This is a genomic window from Ideonella sp. FW305-24 (assembly GCF_058788035.1).
The window spans coordinates 83702-102179 of the sequence record NZ_JBYTAI010000011.1 but is presented as its reverse complement, the minus strand read 5'-3'; the positions used below and the strand labels follow the sequence as shown (position 1 = coordinate 102179).

Annotated in this window: 15 protein-coding genes; 4 read left to right on the top strand and 11 right to left on the bottom strand. The window is 66.9% G+C overall.

Annotated features, from left to right (window positions below; translation table 11 throughout):
- Positions 1-14 precede the first annotated feature (14 nt).
- Genes AC3WR5_RS24655 through AC3WR5_RS24645 form a run of 3 tightly spaced genes read right to left on the bottom strand, consistent with a single transcriptional unit; the run spans position 15 to position 2367 of the window.
- Positions 15-374 (bottom strand): hypothetical protein, encoded by a 360-nt coding sequence (locus AC3WR5_RS24655; protein ID WP_492487871.1) that lies wholly within the window; start codon positions 372-374, stop codon positions 15-17.
- Positions 371-1417: an alpha/beta hydrolase family protein gene (locus AC3WR5_RS24650; RefSeq protein ID WP_492487870.1), complete on the bottom strand. Its 1047-nt coding sequence runs from the start codon at positions 1415-1417 to the stop codon at positions 371-373. The genes AC3WR5_RS24655 and AC3WR5_RS24650 overlap by 4 nt, the downstream gene beginning before the upstream one ends.
- Positions 1414-2367 carry an SDR family oxidoreductase gene (locus AC3WR5_RS24645; protein ID WP_492488029.1) on the bottom strand — a complete coding sequence of 318 codons (954 nt, stop codon included), beginning with the start codon at positions 2365-2367 and terminating at the stop codon, positions 1414-1416. Before AC3WR5_RS24645 ends, AC3WR5_RS24650 begins: the two co-directional genes overlap by 4 nt.
- Before the next feature lie 48 nt (positions 2368-2415).
- Between AC3WR5_RS24645 and AC3WR5_RS24640 the strand changes: the two genes are divergently transcribed.
- On the top strand, positions 2416-3027 hold the full coding sequence (locus AC3WR5_RS24640; protein WP_492487869.1) for a TetR/AcrR family transcriptional regulator: 612 nt from the start codon (positions 2416-2418) through the stop codon (positions 3025-3027).
- 78 nt (positions 3028-3105) lie between these two features.
- Here the strand turns inward: AC3WR5_RS24640 and AC3WR5_RS24635 are convergent, their stop codons facing one another.
- The 4 genes from AC3WR5_RS24635 to AC3WR5_RS24620 all read right to left on the bottom strand — a co-directional run bounded on the left by AC3WR5_RS24635 (position 3106) and on the right by AC3WR5_RS24620 (position 6900).
- A complete protein-coding gene (locus AC3WR5_RS24635) occupies positions 3106-3942 on the bottom strand; it encodes an SHOCT domain-containing protein (RefSeq protein ID WP_492487868.1) in 837 nt (278 codons plus the stop codon).
- Positions 3943-4120: 178 nt separating this feature from the next.
- Entirely contained in the window at positions 4121-4591 is a 471-nt protein-coding gene (locus tag AC3WR5_RS24630) for a chromate resistance protein ChrB domain-containing protein (protein ID WP_141286327.1), read from the bottom strand.
- 118 nt (positions 4592-4709) lie between these two features.
- Entirely contained in the window at positions 4710-5906 is a 1197-nt protein-coding gene (locus AC3WR5_RS24625) for a chromate transporter (RefSeq protein WP_492487866.1), read from the bottom strand.
- A gap of 16 nt (positions 5907-5922) precedes the next feature.
- On the bottom strand, positions 5923-6900 hold the full coding sequence (locus AC3WR5_RS24620) for a chromate resistance protein ChrB domain-containing protein (RefSeq protein WP_141286323.1): 978 nt from the start codon (positions 6898-6900) through the stop codon (positions 5923-5925).
- Between the two features lie 195 nt (positions 6901-7095).
- On the opposite strand from AC3WR5_RS24620, the gene AC3WR5_RS24615 reads away from it, so the two are divergent.
- Together AC3WR5_RS24615 and AC3WR5_RS24610 are read left to right on the top strand one after the other, a co-directional pair.
- Positions 7096-8340, top strand: coding sequence for a hypothetical protein (locus AC3WR5_RS24615; protein ID WP_141286321.1), 1245 nt, complete (start codon positions 7096-7098; stop codon positions 8338-8340).
- A gap of 120 nt (positions 8341-8460) precedes the next feature.
- The gene (locus AC3WR5_RS24610) at positions 8461-9114 is read left to right on the top strand and encodes a BON domain-containing protein (protein ID WP_141286319.1); all 654 of its coding nucleotides are present in this window, start codon (positions 8461-8463) and stop codon (positions 9112-9114) included.
- 126 nt (positions 9115-9240) lie between these two features.
- On the opposite strand, the gene AC3WR5_RS24605 is transcribed toward AC3WR5_RS24610, so the two are convergent.
- The 4 genes from AC3WR5_RS24605 to AC3WR5_RS24590 form a co-directional block, all read right to left on the bottom strand.
- On the bottom strand, positions 9241-9963 hold the full coding sequence (locus tag AC3WR5_RS24605) for a FadR/GntR family transcriptional regulator (RefSeq protein WP_492487863.1): 723 nt from the start codon (positions 9961-9963) through the stop codon (positions 9241-9243).
- An 88-nt stretch (positions 9964-10051) separates the two neighbouring features.
- Positions 10052-10618: a hypothetical protein gene (locus tag AC3WR5_RS24600; RefSeq protein WP_492487861.1), complete on the bottom strand. Its 567-nt coding sequence runs from the start codon at positions 10616-10618 to the stop codon at positions 10052-10054.
- A gap of 84 nt (positions 10619-10702) precedes the next feature.
- Positions 10703-11290, bottom strand: a complete 588-nt coding sequence (locus AC3WR5_RS24595) for a hypothetical protein (RefSeq protein WP_492487859.1) — start codon at positions 11288-11290, stop codon at positions 10703-10705.
- 74 nt (positions 11291-11364) lie between these two features.
- A complete protein-coding gene (locus AC3WR5_RS24590) occupies positions 11365-16278 on the bottom strand; it encodes an RHS repeat-associated core domain-containing protein (RefSeq protein WP_492487858.1) in 4914 nt (1637 codons plus the stop codon).
- Between the two features lie 163 nt (positions 16279-16441).
- Here AC3WR5_RS24590 and AC3WR5_RS24585 point away from each other — a divergent pair, with 163 nt between their 5' ends.
- The gene (locus AC3WR5_RS24585; protein ID WP_492487856.1) at positions 16442-18478 is read left to right on the top strand and encodes an alpha/beta fold hydrolase; all 2037 of its coding nucleotides are present in this window, start codon (positions 16442-16444) and stop codon (positions 18476-18478) included.

Sequence of the window (18478 nt, the reverse complement as noted above, 5' to 3'; positions counted from 1 at the left end):
GGCCGACAACAGGCTCATCGCGCCACAAGAGCCGCAAGCGTGAGAGCGCAAAAAATGCCGACGTTGAGCTTCGGCTCCCAGTAGCTCATGAAAAGGAAGGTGACCGCCCACCAGCCCAGGCCAGCGGCAAGCGTCAGCACCAGCACAGGGGTCTCGGTCACGAGTGCCATGGCACGCCAGGCGAGGAACAGGCCGAGCAACCCGAAGGCCACCTGCCCCAGAGAAAACGCGGTGTTCAAGCCGTAGTAGAGCGTTGTCTCGGGGCCTGGCGGATGCTTGCCACGAATGGCGTGCGACACAACGTCGATGAGGAAGTGCAGCATGCCACTCAGCGTGAGCCAGCCGAAGCTTGCGTAGACCAGGTATTTGCTCATTGCCATGCGATGTCAGAGACAGCTGTTCTCCCATCGGCGCGTGCCGGGAAAGCAGCGCCGGGGGCCTTGGCCAGGATGGGCTGCCAGTCGGCCTGCCATCGCCTGAGCGCAGCGTCACTGCCGCGGAAAGTCAGGTCCAGGAACGCCAGAGAGAGCTCGGCGGTCGCTGCCTTCACCTTCGGATTCAACGCCGCGCCGCCCGTGAGGGAGCGGTCGGTGAAGACGCTGTGCGAGCCGCCTTGGAAGACTGCGAGCAGCTTGCGAGGGTCGGCGATGGCGTCGAACACGGCCAGCCGATCGACCAGGCCCGAGCGGTAGCCGGGAATCTCGATCACGTCGTCGGTGGCCGTCACATGGACCGTCGGCATCGACACATGGGCGAGCACTGTTGCCAAGTCGGCTTCGCCGTAGAACGGCGGTGCAGAGATGACAATGGCGGCCGAGAAGCGGGGATCGTGGCAGTCGACCGTGCGGCCCTGCCGGACCACCTGTGCCCCTGCGATCAGCAGCGTGGTGTTCGCGCCGTACGAGTGGCCGGCCGCGACAAGGCGACGAGGGTCCACGGCGGCACCAAGCGCACCGGTTTCATCGGAAAGCATGCGGTCCAGCGCAAAGCGCATGTCGGCGGCCCGGGCCATCGCCTCGCTTTCCTGAGCCGCTGCCTGCAACCGGCCCACCACGCCGAACGGGTTGCCGCGCCAAAGCGCGGCGTCGCTGCCAACATGCTGCACGTGCAGGCTTGCCACGCCGCGGGATGACCAATGCTTGCCAAGGTAGCTGTACCCCTGCCGCGAGCCGCCGATGCCGTGCGAGAACACGACCAGTGGCACCCTGGTCGTGGGCGACAGATCGGCTGGCCAGTACAGGCGTGAAGGCACGGGACGTGAACGTTGCGTGTCGACCCAGTCGAAGTCGTGCACCCGGTACGGCGGCACGGCAGGCTGCGCCCGCACCAACGCCGGCAACGGAAGAGCTGTTGTGGCCAACAGGGCGCAAAGCCTTCGCCGCCGCGGGTCCGCCGGCGCGCCGGTGCCGGTAATCAAAAGCTGGCTCCGGTGAGCCTGGCCGATTCAACCCACAGGCGCGCCGCATCCTTCTCGTCGAGTGCCTGGAGTGGCATTCGGGCTGCAGCGGGGTGGCCCCGTGTCTCGCTGAGCCTGTCGGGGCCGTAGTAGCCGCCGCCTTTGGCCTGGGGCGCGGTTGCAGCGTAGAGCGTGGGCAGGGCCCCTTGCGCGGCAGGCTGAAACAGGAACCACAAGAAGCGGCGAATCATGGCTTGAGGGCTGGCAGCGCCGGCGCCGTTGGGCAGCAGGTCCGTGCGCGCGATGCCCGGATGCGCGGCGACACTTTGCAGGCCCCAGCCGTTGGCGTCGCTCTGGCGCTGAAGCTCGAACGCGAACATCAGGCAGGCCAGCTTGGATTGGCCGTAGGCCACCATGGGCTTGTAGCCGCGCTCGGATTGCAGGTCGTCGAAATGCAAGGCGCCCGCTCGGGCTGCGACGCTGGACAGGCTGACGACACGTGGCTGGCTGCCCTTTCGCAGCAGGGGAAGCAGGTGTGCGGTCAGCGCGAAGTGGCCGAGGTGGTTGGTGCCGAGCTGCAGCTCAAAGCCGTCGACCGTCAGCTCGCGCCGTGGCGGCGCCATGACAGCGGCATTGTTGATGAGCAGGTCCAGGCTGCCCTGAGTGGTGCGCAGCCTCGCGGCGAACGCCTTGATGGTCTCAAGGCTGGCAAGGTCCACGGGCTCGAAGCTCACCTCGGCCGCAGGCACGCTGCGCCGTATCGCTTCGACTGCAGCGGCGCCCTTTTGAGGATTGCGCCCGGCAATGATGACCCGCGCACCAGCCCGGGCGAGCGCCAATGCGTCGTGGAAGCCCAGGCCTCCAGTGCCGGTGACGACCGCGGCGCGGCCTGTTTGCGGGGGGATGTCAGATGCGGTCCAGGGCGCCATGTGTCCTCGTGTATGGTATCTTGGATGCAGAAATAACTGCACCAAGTGCAGTTTGTACCGCACTTGGTGCAAATACACAAGAGCCCTTCCATGTCGGAAACGTCCCACCTGGCGCCTGGCGCGTCCACCGAAGGCCTGCGAGAGCGCAAGCGACGCGAGACGCGCGACCGAATCGCCGAAACCGCCCTGCGCCTGTTCCTCGCCAACGGCTTCGAAGGCACGACGCTGGACGTCATCGCCGCCGAATCGGGCATTTCCCGGCGCACCTTCTTCTCGTACTTCAAGTCCAAGGACGACATCCTGCTGTTCTCGCAGGACGTCCATTGGCGAGCCATCTACGCCGACTTGTTGAAGACTTCGCCGGACGTGCCGCCACTGGATGCCGTGCGGGACATCTTCGTGAAGCACATGGCGCGCTACAGCACCGAAGAGATGGTGGCCATCGACACGCTGATGCGGTCAAGCGCCACGCTCCAGTCGCGCAAGCAGGCCTTTTACGCGGAGCAGGAACAGGTGCTTTTTTCGCAGCTTTGCGAAGTCTGGCGCCAGCCGGAGCGCCGCACCGCGCTGCGCATGGTGGCCATGGTGGCCATGGGGGCGATGCGCTTGACGACACAGACCTGGCACGAGCAGCCCAGTCCCAGAAAGCCGATGGCCAAGCTGCTGCGTGAAACCTTCGAGAGCCTGAAGTCCGAGCTTTGAACCCGAGGTCGTGCCGGGCCGGTTCTCGGCCCTCGCGGGCCAGGCGCGCCCGCGATCAGGCGCCGCTTGCCGCACGGGCTACAGCAGCGCCAGGATTTCCTTGCGCTTTTGCTGGTATTCCTCTTCGCTGATCAGGCCGCGCTCGCGCAGCCGCTTCAGGGTCAGCAGGCGCTGCTCGATCTCGTCGGCCGAGACGGCCTCGCGTGCGCGCGGCGCAGGGAGCGTCGCGGCCGCGGCAGGCGACGGCATCGGCACCGCTGCGGCGGGTGCCGCAGCGCTTGGCATCACCAGCGGCACTTCCAGCCAGTCGGAGCGCTTGCTTGCCGCGGAAGCGCTTTGCAGCACGGCGTTTCCGGCCTTCGCGCGGGCGCCGAATTCGAAGTCAGGCCGGGTGTGCGTGCCGCGGGCACGGTCGAAGAAATCGAACCGTGCGTCGTGCACGATCAATTGCAAGGCGCCGCCCTGGACGAACAAGCGGGCGGTCACCGCGCTGGGGACGAAGAAGCTGCCATCGTCCCGCCGAGCCGACGAGACGAAGACGACATCGTCGGAGGGGGCCGCAATCGCGAGCGCCTTCGAAAGCGATTCGGCAAGGTCCTTGAGCTCGCCGTTGCTGAACAGGGGCGCGTCGGCGTTGGCGGTCTGCGAACGGATCGCCCTCAGCTGCGCCAGCAGCAGATCGGCGGGCACCCGGGCCGGGTGCTGGTTGGGTGCTGCGCCAGCCTCGATGGACACGAGCCGCACCTCGGAATAGTCGCCAAGCGTCCAGGTGCGCTGGCGAGCGGGCGCGCTGGACGCGGCCTGCTGCGCGGCACTGGAAAGCGACCCGATGCCCGCATGAACCGGCGCGGCGACGGCGATTGCCGCACCTGCCATCAGCACGACGCGAGCAGTTTGACAGAGCTTGGTTTTCATGGCGCAAACGATAGCACCGTCGCCTGGTCGGGGCTGCGAAGCGATTCAAACCGTGCTCACGTCGCGCAAGGCGCTGGTGAAGTCTCGCCTGCAGGCGGCAACTTTGGCCAAGCCTGGTTGCATGCTTGCGAAACCGGCCACGCCGCATTTGCAGACGGCGCTTGGCGGCTTGCTGCGATCAGGACGCCGAGGCAGGCCCTTCCTGCGGCGGCCAGTGGTGGGTTTCGGCCTGGCACGACACGCACCAGGCATAGAGTGCGTCGTACATCACCAGGCCGTGCCGCAGCATCTCGTGGTCATCGGCAAAGGTCTTGGACAGGCCCAGCGAGATGGCGTACAGGCCGGCCGATTGCGGCGCCAGGTCCAGGCGCGAGGTGTCGGCGCCCCGCACGATGGTGGCCAGCTGGGCGAGCGCGGGTTGCTGCAACTGGTACTTCGCAAGGAAGGCATCGAAGCTGCAGAGCTCGCCCACGTGGGTCATCTCCACGCCGGGAATGTCATAAGGCACCGCGCCGGTTTGCCGGGCGACTTCCAGCACCTGACTTGCCGGCACGTAGAGGAATTCGGGCGCCTTGTCGATGAAGCGGGCGATCAGCCACGGGCAGGCGATGCGGTCGATCTTCGGGCGTTCGCGGGTGACCCATTTCATGAGCCGGCTCCTTTGTCCTGCGTTGGCAGGTCTTTGCGCAGCAGGGGACGAGTCTGGATGTTCACGGCAGCCCCCGGGATGGTGACGCGAATGGATGCTGTCGCTCGGGTTGTGGCATTCAGGCGCCTGAATGAACCATCAGCGGATGCACCACCAGGCCGATCAGCGCAGCCGAGACGACGATGACCGGCTCGGTGACCTTCTTGAAGCGCCACAGCACCAGGGCCGTGACCAGCGCCAGCACGGCGGTCACCCAGTCGGTGATGGAGCGCTGGCCGATGACGATCACGGCGCCGGCAATGGCCCCGATGGCCGCGGCCGTGACGCCATCGACAAAGGCCACGATGGCGGGCCGCTTGCCGTACTTCTTGAAGTACGGCGCCGGCAGCACCGTCAGCAGGTAGCAGGGCAGGAAGGTGGCCACGGCGGCCACCACCGCGCCCCAGAAGCCGGCCACCAGGTAGCCGATGAAGCCAGTGGTGATCACGACGGGGCCGGGGGTGATCATGGCCACGGCCACCGCGTCGACGAATTGCCGGTCGGTCAGCCAGCCGTATTCCTTGACCACGCCGCTGTACAGGAAGGGCACGATGGCCAGGCCGCTGCCGAACACGAAGCTGCCGGCATAGGCGAAGTAGGCGCCGATCTTGGCCAGCTTGGCGGTGTCCACCGTGTCGAGCGCGAACATCGCCACCAGCGGCGCGGCAACACCGTTGACGCTGCCGCGCTTGAGCCAGGCCGGCGGCACACGCCAGAACCAGACCAGCACGCCCGCGCCGAGGAACAGCCAGATCACTTCGGACTGGGTGATGACCGTGACCGCCAGGCTGACCGCGAAGATGGCCCACAGCAGCTTGTCCTTGCCGATGTTCTTGGTCGTGAGCTTGTAGGCGCTCATCGCGATGATGCCGATCACCGCCGCGCCGACACCGTAGAAAACAGCCTGCATCCAGCCGATGCCGCCGAACGAGACATAGGCGGTGCCCAGAGCCACCACCATCACGAAGGACGGCAGCACAAAGGCCAGCCCGACCAGGGTTGCACCGGTCAGGCGGTAGTGGGCGTAGCCCAGGTAGACTGCCAGCTGGGCCGCCAGCGGTCCGGGCATCAGCTGGGCGATGGCCATGCCTTCCTTGTAGTCGGCCTCGGTGAACCAGCGGCGTTTCTCCACCAGGTCGCGGTACATGTAGCCGACCAGGGCCACCGGGCCGCCGAAGCCCCAGGTGCCCAGGCCCAGCATGTAGGCCACAAGCTGCCAGAGCGTGTAGGAGGGCTGCGCGGGCAGGTCGATCGGTGGGCTTGTCGGGTCGCTCATGGGGTTCTCCTTCTCCTCAGGTCCTGTTCTTGGTGGGGTCGCGCTGAAAGTAGGCGTGGAGGGAATCGAGCACAGTGGCCATCTCGGCCAGCAGCGCGTCGTCGTCGTCGCCGAGGCGCTCGCGAGCGCCCGACAGCACGGCCTCGAAGCCCAGCGCCTCGGGCACCGGCTCGCCGCCCACGTCGAGCTGGTGGACCATCGCGGCCAGGCGGCCGAGCGCCGCGTCGCCTTCGAGGCCGAAGCTGAGCATCAGCGTCTCGAAGGTCACGAAGTGGTCGACGTGCGAGAAGCTCGCGCCATCGAAGTCGAAGCCCAGCGCGTCGGCAGGGCAGTCCGCCGGTTGCTGCAGCCACAGGAAACGCGCCTGGGGGTCGATGAAGCGGCGGATCAGCCACGCGCTGGCAACGCGGTCGACCCACAGGCGCCGCCGAGTCGCCCAGAGGCGCCCCTGGTAGGCGTCGGCGCGCAGGCGAGGCACCTGGCCTTCGACTTCCTGCGGCTCGTTCGGTGACAAGAGCCGCTCCACGCGGCGGCTGAAATCCGTCCACGCGGCGTCTGCTTCCAGGCTGGCGTCGCCAGGGAAGAAGTCGATGGCGCGCAGCGCGTGGAAGTCGCGGTGCAGCTTTCTTTGCAGCCGCGCCAGTTCTGAGGGCGCGAGGCCAGGCAGCGTGGCTGCTGCCTTCTTCCAGGCCGCGATGAGCGCTGCGTAGTCCTCGGAGCGGTCGAACAAGGCCGGAAAGGCCAGCGCTTCGTCGGCCCCGGTGGGGCTGGCTTCCATGGTCCAGGCGCTGCCGCCTTCGCGAAGACAGGCCTCGGCGAGCTCCCGCAGCGCGGCCTCGTGCCCGGCTCGGCGCGGCAGCAGGTAGACGCCGTCACGCAAGGCGGCGCAGCCCTGGGCCTTGAGCGCGCGCCAGATCCGCATCCGGGCGGTGGCGCTTTGCGTGGGCAGCGAGAGGACCAGCAGCAGCCAGGCCCCGGCGGGAGAAGGATTCATGTAGTTGATGCTACATATGTGTAGTGATCAATACAAGGCTCTTTCCTGGAGCCGCCTTTGCCGCGTTGGGGCGCTGGCAGCGGGTGCTTGGCATGCCTTTCCAACGGCTTTCGCATATGAAACCACTGGCAAGTTTCCTGCTTGAATGTTCGGCCGCACCCAGCGGCCCAGAACCATTCATGCAGAGGGATTGCCATGTCGAAAGCCGAGCGCCGCCACCCCGCCAGCCCGTTCGCCGGGCACCGGGCCCTGCTGATTTCCTTGATGCTGGGAGGACTGCTGGCACCGGCTGCAGGATGGGCGCAGCTCAAGCCGGGCTTCGCGCCGAACGAGGCCCAAGCCTCTGCGCGCACCGATCTGATCGATCTCGAATTCAGTGCCTCACGCAACATGTTCACCTGGTGCGACTACAAGGGGCACTTGTGGGTGGGCACGATTGACCCGGTGACCGGAAACTTCCTGAAGCCGACCTACCGCATGCTGGATTCGGATGCCATCACGCCCCAGGAGATGAACATCACCACCAATGGGCCGGAGTGGATCTCCACCGCCACCGGCGACCATGTGGTCTACACCAAGTTCGCAGGAGGCGTCTCGAAGGCTTCGACCGCCCGCCTGGCCATGGTGGAAGGCAGCGCCGATGGCAGCACCTGGGGCACACCGACCCTGCTTGGACCGGACGCCGGCCGCAACGCACCGTATGCGAGCGACGACGATGGCGACCCGAATCCGCGCATCAGCTACGTGGACGCCAAGAACAACCACTACTGGCGCTACGTCTACCAGGCAGCCTCCGAGGCCAAGGTCCAGGGCATGGCGCGCACGCCCAAGCCGGTTTCGGTGCGCTTCACCAAGGGTTATGCCGGGCTGGTCTATGCGCAGGCTGTGAACGGCATCAACCAGGTCTTCCTCGAGCACCTGGACAGCGGCAGGCTGGTGCAGATCACCAACGACGATGGCGCCAAGGACGAGCGCACCGTGCCCTGGGTCTGGCGGGCGCCGGAGTACGGCAACAAGCTGACGCTGATGAGCACGGTCAACGGCAACGAGCTGCGGTTCTTCCAGCAGGCGGACGGAGACGGCCTGGGCGACAGCCCGTGGTCACCGATTGGCAGCGTGATGCTGCCGGAGGGCGGCACCGTGGCTTCGCCGGAGCCGTTCACCTACAACGGCAACTCCTATGTGGTGTTGGCGATCAAGAGCGTGCCAAACGACTACCCGTCGGCCATCTACGTCGCCGCAATCGCCCCCACCGCTTCGCCGCGGCTGTGGAAGGTCTCCGATGACAGCGCCCTGCGCATCCGCATGGATCCCGAGGTGTTCATCACAGGCGGCGGTCCCGTGGTGTTCTACAACCGGTTCAATCCGGCGGTGAATCCAGACTCGCCGTACTGCGCCGACTGCTCCGAAGGCGTGTGGCGAGCCAGCACCGGGCTTTGACAGCGGCGGGTGCTTGCGCCGGATCCGGCAGTCCGGTGTGCCGCCGCGTGGGTTGTCGCACAGACCTGGGCGCCAAGAGGGCAGAGGCTACGTGTCTTTCAACCCACCGGAAGGCTCGTCATGAAGACCGATTCGCAGCTGCAGCAGGACGTGATGGCCGAGCTCAGGTGGGAGCCCGCGGTGCATGCGACGCAGATCGGCGTCGAGGTGGAGGACGGCGTGGTCACCCTGGCCGGTGAGGTCAGCAGCCATGTGGAGAAGTGGAATGCGGAGCGCGCCGCGCAGCGTGTCAACGGCATCAGGGGGCTGGCCGTCGAGCTGGAGGTCAAGCTGGGCGCACTCGACAAGCGCACCGATGTCGACATCGCGCAGTCGGCCCGGAACATCCTGAGCTGGACCGGTTCCCTGCCCGAGGACGCCGTGAAGGTGCTGGTCGAGCAGGGTTGGCTGACGCTGTCTGGCGAGGTGGAGTGGCAATTCCAGCGCGAGGATGCCGCGGAAAGCCTGCGCAGCCTGCCCGGCCTCACGGGGGTGAGCAACCAGATCGGCATCAAGCCCTCGCCTTCGGCCACGGTCGTCAAGGCGGAGATCGAGGCCACCCTTCGCCGCAGTGCCGCCGCCGATGCGAAGGCCATTGGCGTCGAAGTCCATGGTACCAGCGTGACCCTCACAGGGGCGGTGCACAGCTGGGCCGAGCGTGATTCGGCAACCCGCTCCGCCTGGGGCAGCCCCGGCGTTCGCAAGGTCATCGACAAGATGAGCCTGGTCTACTGAACCCTCAGGTCTCCACTTCGCAGCCAGGTACCCCTGCAGGGAGGGTCGGAGGCGGCCATGTCACGCTTTCCGGCGTGGTGGGGTCGTGGACCTGATGAAGCTGGTGCACTGAGCGCCGGGCGCTTCTCAGCTCAGCTCGTTGACGGCCTCTTCCGCGCGGCGGTGGCATTCGAGGGTCAGCGTGCGGGCCTTGTTGGCGTCATGGCGGGCGATGGCCGTCACGAGCTTGCGCCTGTCGGCGGCCAACAGGCCGGTGGCCTGGCGCCAGCGCTTGACCGAGCCGCCGGCCAGCTGGCGGGTCATGTCGATCTGCATGCCGGAGAGGAACTTGCAGGTCGCGATCAGCAAGGCGTTGTGGGAAGCATCGGCCAGGCCGTCCAGGAAACGCTTCAGGCCGACTTCAAAATCCTCGCAGGTGCTGCCTTGCTCGATCTGGGTCAGGGCATCCTGCATGTTCGTGATCTGTGCCTCGGTGCCACGCACGGCGGCCAGTTCTGCGGCATGCGCATTCAGCGCCGACAGCACGCCCAGCACATCCTGCGTGCTGATCTTCTCCAGCTTGATCATCGAGTCCAGGGACTGGGCAATGAGTTGTCCGGCGTCGGCCGTCACGTAGGCCCCGCTGCCGTGCCGCACTTCCACCATGTGGATGGTCGCCAGCGCCCGGATGGCTTCACGCACCGTGGCGCCGCTCACCTGGTAGGAGGCCGCCATTTCACGCTCGGTGGGCAGCTTGTCGCCACGCGAAAATTCACGGCTGAGGATGCGTTCGCGCAGATCGTCCAGGATTTGTTCGGCGGCGCCGCCGCGCGCGAGCGGGCGGAGACCCGGGGTCTGCAGGGTTTTCACGGCGGGGCGATTTGCACGCGTCACTTGATGAATCTGATTATGCATGGGCCCTGTTGCCCCAACCGGCCCCACCCGGCCCCGTCCAGGCTCAGGCTGGTGTGCCGTGCAGCAGCTGCAGCCCGGTGATGGCCGTGCCCACCGAGACGATCTGCACGATGCCGGAAGCGACCTCCTCGTTGTCGCCGTCCACCAGGTAGGCCACATGGGCCGGCTGCTGCTGCAGGCCCAGGCCATAGTGCAGCGTGCTGCTGGCGGCGCGGGCCTGGGCAATCACTTCGGGCAGCAGCGCACGCTCGAAGAGGTAAAGCCCGGCCATCGAAGCGTCCATCAGCTTGTCGAACAATGGCCAGGCCAGCCGCACTTCGTCGAGTTGCAGCAGCCCGCAATGGCTGGGCACCAGCCAGGACAGCAGCCGCAGCGCGCCACGCGTCACCGATTCGCTGAACAGCAGCGTCATCCCCGGCAGCGCGGCCAGATCGCGGTAGCACTGTGCTGTTTGCGCCCCCATGCCGAAGATCACGCAGCTTAGCTCTGGGTGCGCCGCAGCGTAGGCTGCCAGCGCCTGAACGTTGGCCTGCACGTCACTGGACTGGACCGCGGTGGTGCTGAGCGTGGCGATGGTTTCCATGCCGTCGAGGAAGCCGTGCTGAAGCATTGCGTTTTGTGCCCATGTCGCCGCGCCTCAGCGGCAGAACGAAGAGGTCGGCCGAAGGGTGACCACCTTTTGATTCGGGACAACCTACCGCCAGAACTCCCACCATCTGCTTTGGCGGCCGGGTCCTTGACCGCGAGTCGAGGCGAGTGTTTCAAATCCGTTGCCTGCAAGGCCCGGTGTTTCTTCGTCGTGCTTGAAACCGGCAATGCTTTGGGCCAGCTGCAGTGGCACCTCGAAGAAGAAGTCGACCTCCTGCGCAGCCGAGTCCTCCTCATCCTGCAAACGCTTTGCAGCCTGGAGGATTTCGTCAAACGATGCCGGCAGGCTTCCTTGGGTCACCAGGTGCCGCCGGGATTCTTGTCCGTCATGCTCGGCGCTCCATGCCATCTTGCCGGCGCGCCAGCAGGCGGCTTGGCAGTGCATGACGTGTTCTTCCACGGCGCAGGCCACGATGTCATGTTTCTCCGAATGGGCCGCGAGAAAACCCGGCGAGAGGATGGCGTGTTCGTCGCCCCTTGCGACCACCAAATACCCCTTGCCTGGCAGTTCGGCACCTTGCAATGGTTGGCTGGCCAGCGTTGCGAACTTACCCGTTGGCGTGAACCCCAGGTCCTCGGTCATTTGCCGGGCCGTGGCGCCCATGATGGCAATCCATGAAATGTTGAATCCCATGCGCTGTCAGCCTTTGAGTGGGCCAGTTTGGACCCTCGAGAGTCTAAAGGGCACCCGGTGAGGGCACGCGGGGATCATTTGTTGCACCCGCAGTCGTCGCCCGCCGCTCGGCCTGCGGCACCGCCCGCCGCACCACCGGCAGCACCGCCTGCCGCGGCCCCGGCTCTTTCGAAGAATGGATAGGTCCATCTCTCCACGTGATAGGCGTCGCCCATCGCCGCCGCTGCGCGCCGCTGCGCGGCAGTGAGTCCTGCCGTTCCGAACTTGGACTCGACGTAGTAGGAAACGCCCCTGATGGAACGCCAGGTGCTGTCGACGAATGTTGTCTGACCTGGAATGGACTGCGAGTTGCGGGCGGCCGTCTGGACGCTTCCCTTCAGCGTGTTGCTCACGACGGAAAGGGCTTCGCCAATCTGTCCTTTCGTGCCGTTGGAAAGGCCGCGCAAGGCACTCGTCAGGCCCTTGCCGCCAAGACCGCCGCCGAGGGCACCCAAGGCGGTGGAGGCCGCCAGGCGGCCCAGGCTGACACAGTGGAGGTTGCCGCCGTTTTCGATCAACTGCGACACCAGGTCCACGCCGAAACCGATGGCGGCGCCAACGCACCAAGGGCACTGCCCGGTCGGGTCGCTTTGATTGACTGGATTGTTGCCTGCGTAGGCGTAAAGATTCAGCCCGCCCGTTTCCCCGATGGGATCTCGCGACAGCCATCGCCCGGCCGCCGGGTTGTAGGCGCGGTACTGCGTGAGGTACAGGCCGCTGGTGGGGTGATAGAACATCCCGGCGTAGCGGAAGTCGGTGCTGGTGGCCGTGCCACCGCTGGCCGCCAGATTGCCGTAGGCGTCGTAGTCCAGCGAGCCCAGCACGTTGCCGTTGGCAATGTTGGTGGTGTTGCGCACCGAGCCGAGCTGGTCGCGGTCGTAGTAGGTTTTGGCCGAGTTGGATGGCCGGTATTCACCGTCGGCGTAGTAGAGCCGCGTCACGGCATCCGATGCATCTCGTGCCTGGCACAACTCCGCGCCGCACCACAGGTAGCGCGTCTCGGTCGTCGTGCTGCCGTTGGTCTCGACGATGGCCACGCGCCGGCCCAGGCCGTCGTAGCGGAACTGCGTCTTCAGCGCGGCATTGTTCTTGTAAAGGATGGTGGCCAACCGGCCGGCACCGTCCCAGGTGTAGGTGCGCTTGCCATCGTCGGTGATGTTGCCGCCGCCGTCATGGGTCACGTTGGCACCAGCCAGCTTCAGCAGCTGGTTGTTGACGCCAAAGGTGGCGGCCGAGGTGCCACCGCCTGGCAACGTGAGGCTGGTGAGGTTGTCGGCCGGGTCGTAGGTGTAGGTGGAGGCGTCGCCCGGCGAGGCCGTCAGCGCGGTCACTCGGTCCTCCACGTCGTAACCGGGTGTCCAGTTGCGCGCGACCCCGGCGACCGTGGTGTCGGCAATGCCGACGTGGCGGCCCAGCGCGTCGCTGGTGTATTGGTAGCCGCGTGTGCCCAGGTGGGCGAGGCCTTTCAGGCGCCGGTCGTTGACATTGGTGTCATAGGTGAACGTGGTCTTGGCTTTGGTGCCGATGGCGAGGGTCAGCAGCTGCTCGGTTTCGCCCAGGTAGGTGTAAGCGCTGCTACCCAGCGCGCTCTGTCCGGACAGTGCGCGGTCCAGTGCGTCGTAGGCCACGCTCTCCACCGTCCCGGCCACCGTGCGATTGATCATGCGGCCCAGCTTGTCGTAGCCGTAGACGATATCGTCGTTGGTGTACGGGCCGTCCTCCTTGCTCAGTTGCAAGGCGCCCAGCGTGCCGACCGCGCCGTACTGGTATTGCGTGGTGCCCGTGCCGTCGGTCATGGACTTGATCCGCGAGAACACCGGGTCGTAGCTGAAGCTGACGGTCGGTGTGCTGACAGAGCCACCGCTGTACGCGATGCTGGCGAGCTGATTGTCTTTGCGGTAGCTGAAGGTTTGCGTGCGGCCTTCTGCGTCGGTGCGAGACTTGAGTCGCCCGCCGTAGGTTTCCCAGGCCAGGGTTTCGACACTGCCATCGGCGTAGGTCTTGCCAATGGGCCGACCTTGCAGGTCTCGTTGCCAACTTGTCACGTTGCCCTTGGGGTCGGTGATCGAGAGAAGTTGGCCGTTGCGGTAGTAGCCGTAACTCACGGTGCGCAGCAGCGCGTCGACCACGCCGGTCAGCCGGCGATTGGCGTCAATCACGTAGCTGGTGAGTCGCCCGCTTCGGTCGGTGTAGCTGCTGAGGTCCAGCTTGTCGTAGGTGCGCAGCTCGGTGCTGCCATCCGGATAGGTGGTGGTGGTGGGCCTGTCGAATGCGTCGTAGGCGTAGCTCACCGTCCGGCCTTCGGAATCGGTCGCAGTTGCCACGTGACCCTGGCCGTCATAGGCATAGGACAGGGCCGTCTTGGCGTTTGGATTGGTGATGGTCTGCAGTTGGCCCAGCGCGTCGTACTGCATGCTCCACACCTGCCCGAGCGCATCGGTCTTGGTGAGAAGTTGCCCGGCCGGGTTGTAGGTGTACTGCGTCACCTGTCCCGCTGCGTCGGTGTAAGTCAGCGGCAGGTGCTGGCTGTTGTAGGTGTACTGAGCGGTGACGTAGTAGTTGCCGTTCTTGTCGCGTATCCGCACCCGGGTCACGTCGATGCCGTTGCCATTGCCGTAGCTGTACTGCGTGTAGCGGCCTTCAGGGTCGGTGACCGAGGCGATGTTGCCCGTCTGGTTGTACAGCACGGTGGTGAGCTGCGTGCTGCCGTCGTCCAGCACTCGGCCGATCTGCCAAGGTTGGTTGTAGGTGCCAGATGTGAGGCCGCTGTCATTGGGCGTACGCAGCCACAGCCGGCCTTCCAGCGGATCCAGGCTCGACGCAGCCGCGCTGGACGAATAGCTGAAGTTCACCATGTCGTGGTACCAGTGCTGCACCTTGGCCTGGGTGTAGTCACCGGCGGCCAGTTGGTAGGCGTGCTTGTCCCAGTAGAAGGTGTTGCGGTAGTACAGGTACTGGTTGTCGTCGGCCATGCCCGCGGGCATGCCGCGCGGGTCCGAATACGGCATGCCAGGCGCCGACTGCTTGGACTCCACCCGCTCGGTGTAGCCCAGCGGGTCCGTCATCTCCAGCACCCGGTCCGGCCCGCTCTCGGAGGCCGTGAAGGTGCTGGCACCGTAAGGCGTCGTCAGCTGCGTGATGAAGCTGCCCGCGTCATAGCTCAGGGTCGAGGCCAGGCCCAGCACGTCGGTGATCTTCTGCAACCGGCCCGAAGCGTCGTAGACGATGGCCGCAAAGCGGTTGAACGGATCGGTGACCTTGGTCACCTGCAGCGGGAAGCTCGCATTGCCATAGGCCAGCTTGGTGATGCGGCCCACCGCATCGGTCAGCCTGGTGACCCGCATGCTGCCGTCATAGGTCAGCGTGACCGCATTGCCCTGCGGGTCCAGCACCTGCGTCAGGAACACCCGGCGCGGGTAGACGGTCGCCCCATCCGGGCTGGCATACACCTCCACGCTGCCGTCCTTGAAGCTGCGCTCGTAGCGCACCGGGCTGGCCGAGACCATGCGCAGCAGCGAATAGCCCGCCGGCTCGTGGGCGAACTTGCCGGTGTTGGCTGAATAGCCCGTCTCGTCATAGGCGCCGCCCCCGCGCACATAACTCATCGTGTTGACCCCCGGGCGGCCTGGCACGTCCACCACGTAGGCCAGCCAGTTGTGGGTCCACTTCGGGCCCAGGTTGCCGAAGGTCGGCAGCGTGGGCTGGCGCGCCTCGCGCTGGTTGTAGGTCAGCTGGAAGAAGACATCCGGGCCGACCGCCGGCCGGTAGCCCACCGGCGTGTCCGTTAGGTTCAGGCTGACGTTCATCGAATGCGCGTTGTAGCCGCACATGCCGGCATTGCCGCAAGGCGGCTTCTCCTTCGGGTCGTCCGGCCGCGTCGCGTTGGGATCGCCCGAGTTGGTGTAGCCCATGCCCCGCACCTGCGCGGCCTCGGCCACCGTCACCGGCCGCCAGCCTGCCGCCGCAGTGGCAGCCGGGATCATGAAGAAGCCCGTGCTCTCGCGCTCGATCGCGTCCCGGCTGACCCACAGGTCGGTGCCGAAGGTCGGGTCCTGGATGTGGAAGCGGTCGCCTTCCTGGCCGACGATGGCCGCGTAGTGGCTGACCTTCCAGTGCACGACAGACGGCACAGGGATCGGCGTGTTGCCGACCCGGAAGGCCGCGCGGTACGGCAGCTTGGCCGCCTTGGCCAGTTCCGCCACCTGGCCCAGCGTGACGCCTTGCGGGCCGGACTGGTAGCGCTCCAGCAGCTTCATCTCCGGCTTGCCGGGGCTGCCGGCATTGGCCGGGTTCAGCAAAGCCAGCCGGCGCAGCGCGTTCGGGCCACACAAATAGGCGACACCGGGGTTGTTGTCCATCATCCACAGGCCTTGCCTGGCGCCTGCGACGAGTTCGGTGGCCGGGCCGATCAACTGCCGGCCTTCCACCGCCGCCAGCAATTCCTTCAGGCGCTCGGCATGGCCCAGGCGGGCGTGCATGCGGATCAGCTCGCCGACGGCCCGGTCGGCCATCGCGCGGGCTTGGGGGGATGGATCCTGCAGCGACTGGCCGATGGTCCAGGCGTCTTCCCAGGCGGCGATGGCACGCGAGAAATAGCCTTCGCGGTAGTACCACAGGCCCAGGTTGGTCTGCAGGCCCAGGCGCCAGGCGGACTGCGGGTGGGCGGCGAGGAAGCGCTCGACCGGGGCCAGGCCGTCGAGGCTGCCGGGGTTGAGGCCGGCCAGGGCCTGGGTGAGGGCGGCTTCGTCTGCGGTCACCAAAGCGCTGGTGGCGATCAGGGGTTCCTCAAAGCCGGGGACGGCGCGGGGCGCCAGTGATAGCGTGGGGGCGGCCACCATGCTGGCCGCAGGCGCTTCGGTGGCCTGGACGTTGGCGACCTGCAGCAGGCCGCCGATGACGAGCTTGGCGCTCAGGCGAGCCAGCATGCGCAGACTAGAAACCATGGCCATGGATCGCTCCCGTGGAAGGTGACGCAATGCGAAAAATTCTTGCACGCTCGCTCACCCGCTTGCCGGTCTTTCGGCGAGCAAAGTAGGGGGATGGGTTAACGCGAGGGTGGCCGCGTTTTTGCTGGCGCGGATACTGCTGCCCACCGTTGTGACAAGGTTCCGCATGCGCCTGCAAGAGTCCCTGAAGTTCGCCTGCCGGCCTTTGCTGCTGCTGGCCCTTGCCTGTGCCACCGCTGCTGCGCAGGGCGCTGCGCTGCGCCTCGCGAAACCGGTCCCTGCCTGGCCGGACATGGCGGTTGGGCCCAGCCAGATCCAGGTCGGCAGCCTGACACTGGAACGCTGCCACGAGATCGCCTACTGTGGCCGCCTGGACCGCCCGTTCGACCCCACCGGTGCGGTGCCCGGCACCATCGCCATCCGCTTCGAGCTCTACCGCCGCCACCTGGCGGACCAACCGGCCACAGGCACCTTTGTCGCCGTCGAAGGTGGGCCTGGCTATCCGTCCAGCGGCACGCGCAGCGCCTACCTGCGCCTGCTGTGGCCGCTGATGGACAGCAAGGATTTGCTGCTGGTCGACAACCGCGGCACCGGCGGCTCACAAGCCGTCGACTGCCCGCGCCTGCAGACCGAACACCGCAGCGGCGGGCCGACCGTTGCCGACATCGCCGCCTGCGGCCGCCAGCTGGGCGCCAGCGCGCCGCTCTACAGCAGCGCCTACGCGGCAGACGACCTGGCCGCCGTGCTGGCGGCGCTTGAGCGCAGCTCGGTCGACCTCTATGGCGACTCCTACGGCACCTACTTCAGCCAGGTCTTCGCCTACCGGCATCCGTCCTTGCTGCGCTCCGTCGTGCTGGACTCGGCCTACCCTGTGCCCATGGTCGGCGGCGAGTCGCCCTGGTACCCGTATTTCGCGCCGACGATGAACAACGCGTTCAACCAGGTCTGCGCCCGCTCACCGTACTGCGCTGCCTTGCCCGGCAGCGGCATGGACCACATCCAGCCTGCGCTGGACCTGCTGCGCGCCCATCCGTTCGACGCCCAGGCCCGCAATGCCGACGGCGAGATGACAAGTTTCCGCGCCGACGCCTCGACGCTGGCGCTGGTGATGCTGGCCGGCGCGCCGCCGTACGTGGTAGCCAGGGAGCTGGACGCGGCAGCGCGTGCGTTCGTGCAGAGCGACCAGGCGCCGCTGCTGCGCCTGATGGCCGAGGCCGTCAGCTCGCAGGACCCGCGCTATGCCCACGACCTGCCGCAGGCCTACAGCGAAGGCCTGTTCTGGGCCGTCAGCTGCCAGGACTATGCGCAGGTCTACGACATGACGCTGCCGCCCGCCGCGCGCCAGCAGCAGCGCGACCAGCGCATGGCCGAGCGCGAGCGTCGCCAGCCCGGCACCTACGCACCGTTCAGCATCGACGAATTCCGCGGCATGTCGCTGGACTACAGCCTGCTGGACGCCTGCGTGCGCTGGCCCACGCCTTCCGCTGAGCACCCGCCCGGGCCGCTGCTGCCGAAACACCCACAGATGCCAGCCGTGCCGGTGATGGTGCTCAACGGCGAGCTGGACACCATCACCACGCCGCCCGAAGGCGCCGCTGTCGCCTCGCTGTTCCCGAACGCCCGCCACATCGTGCTGGCCAACGAGTTCCACATCGGCGCCTTGCCGCCGATGCTCGACGACTGCGGCGCAAACCTGGTGCGCCGCTTCTTCACGACGCTGGACGCAGGAGACGCCGACTGCGCGGCCCGCATCGCCCCGATCCGCACCACGCCGCTGTTTGCCCTGCGCTCGACCGACTTGCCGCTGCCCCAGCCCTTGCCCGGCAACCAGGCCGGGCCAGCCGCACTCAAGGCCGCGGCCGCGGCCGTGCTGGAACTGGGCGACGCCATCGCCCGCCTCGAAAGCGCCGGCGGCTCGCTCAGCCCGGCGCTGCGCGGCGGCAGCGTGGCCAACCAGTTCAGCGAAGGCATCTACCAGCTGCAGTTGGTCCAGGCGCGCTTCACGAACGACGTGGCCGTCGACGGCCAGCTCAGCTGGCCCTGGGGCCGCGGCACGGCGGTTGCGCAGATCCGCTTCACGACGGCCACCGGCGAGCGCGGCGAGCTGGCCGTCAGCTGGCCCGAGCAGCAGGCCGGCAGCCTGGCGACGCTGAGCGGCACGCTGGCGGGCCGCCGCGTTGAAGCGCAGATGCCCGCGCCCTGA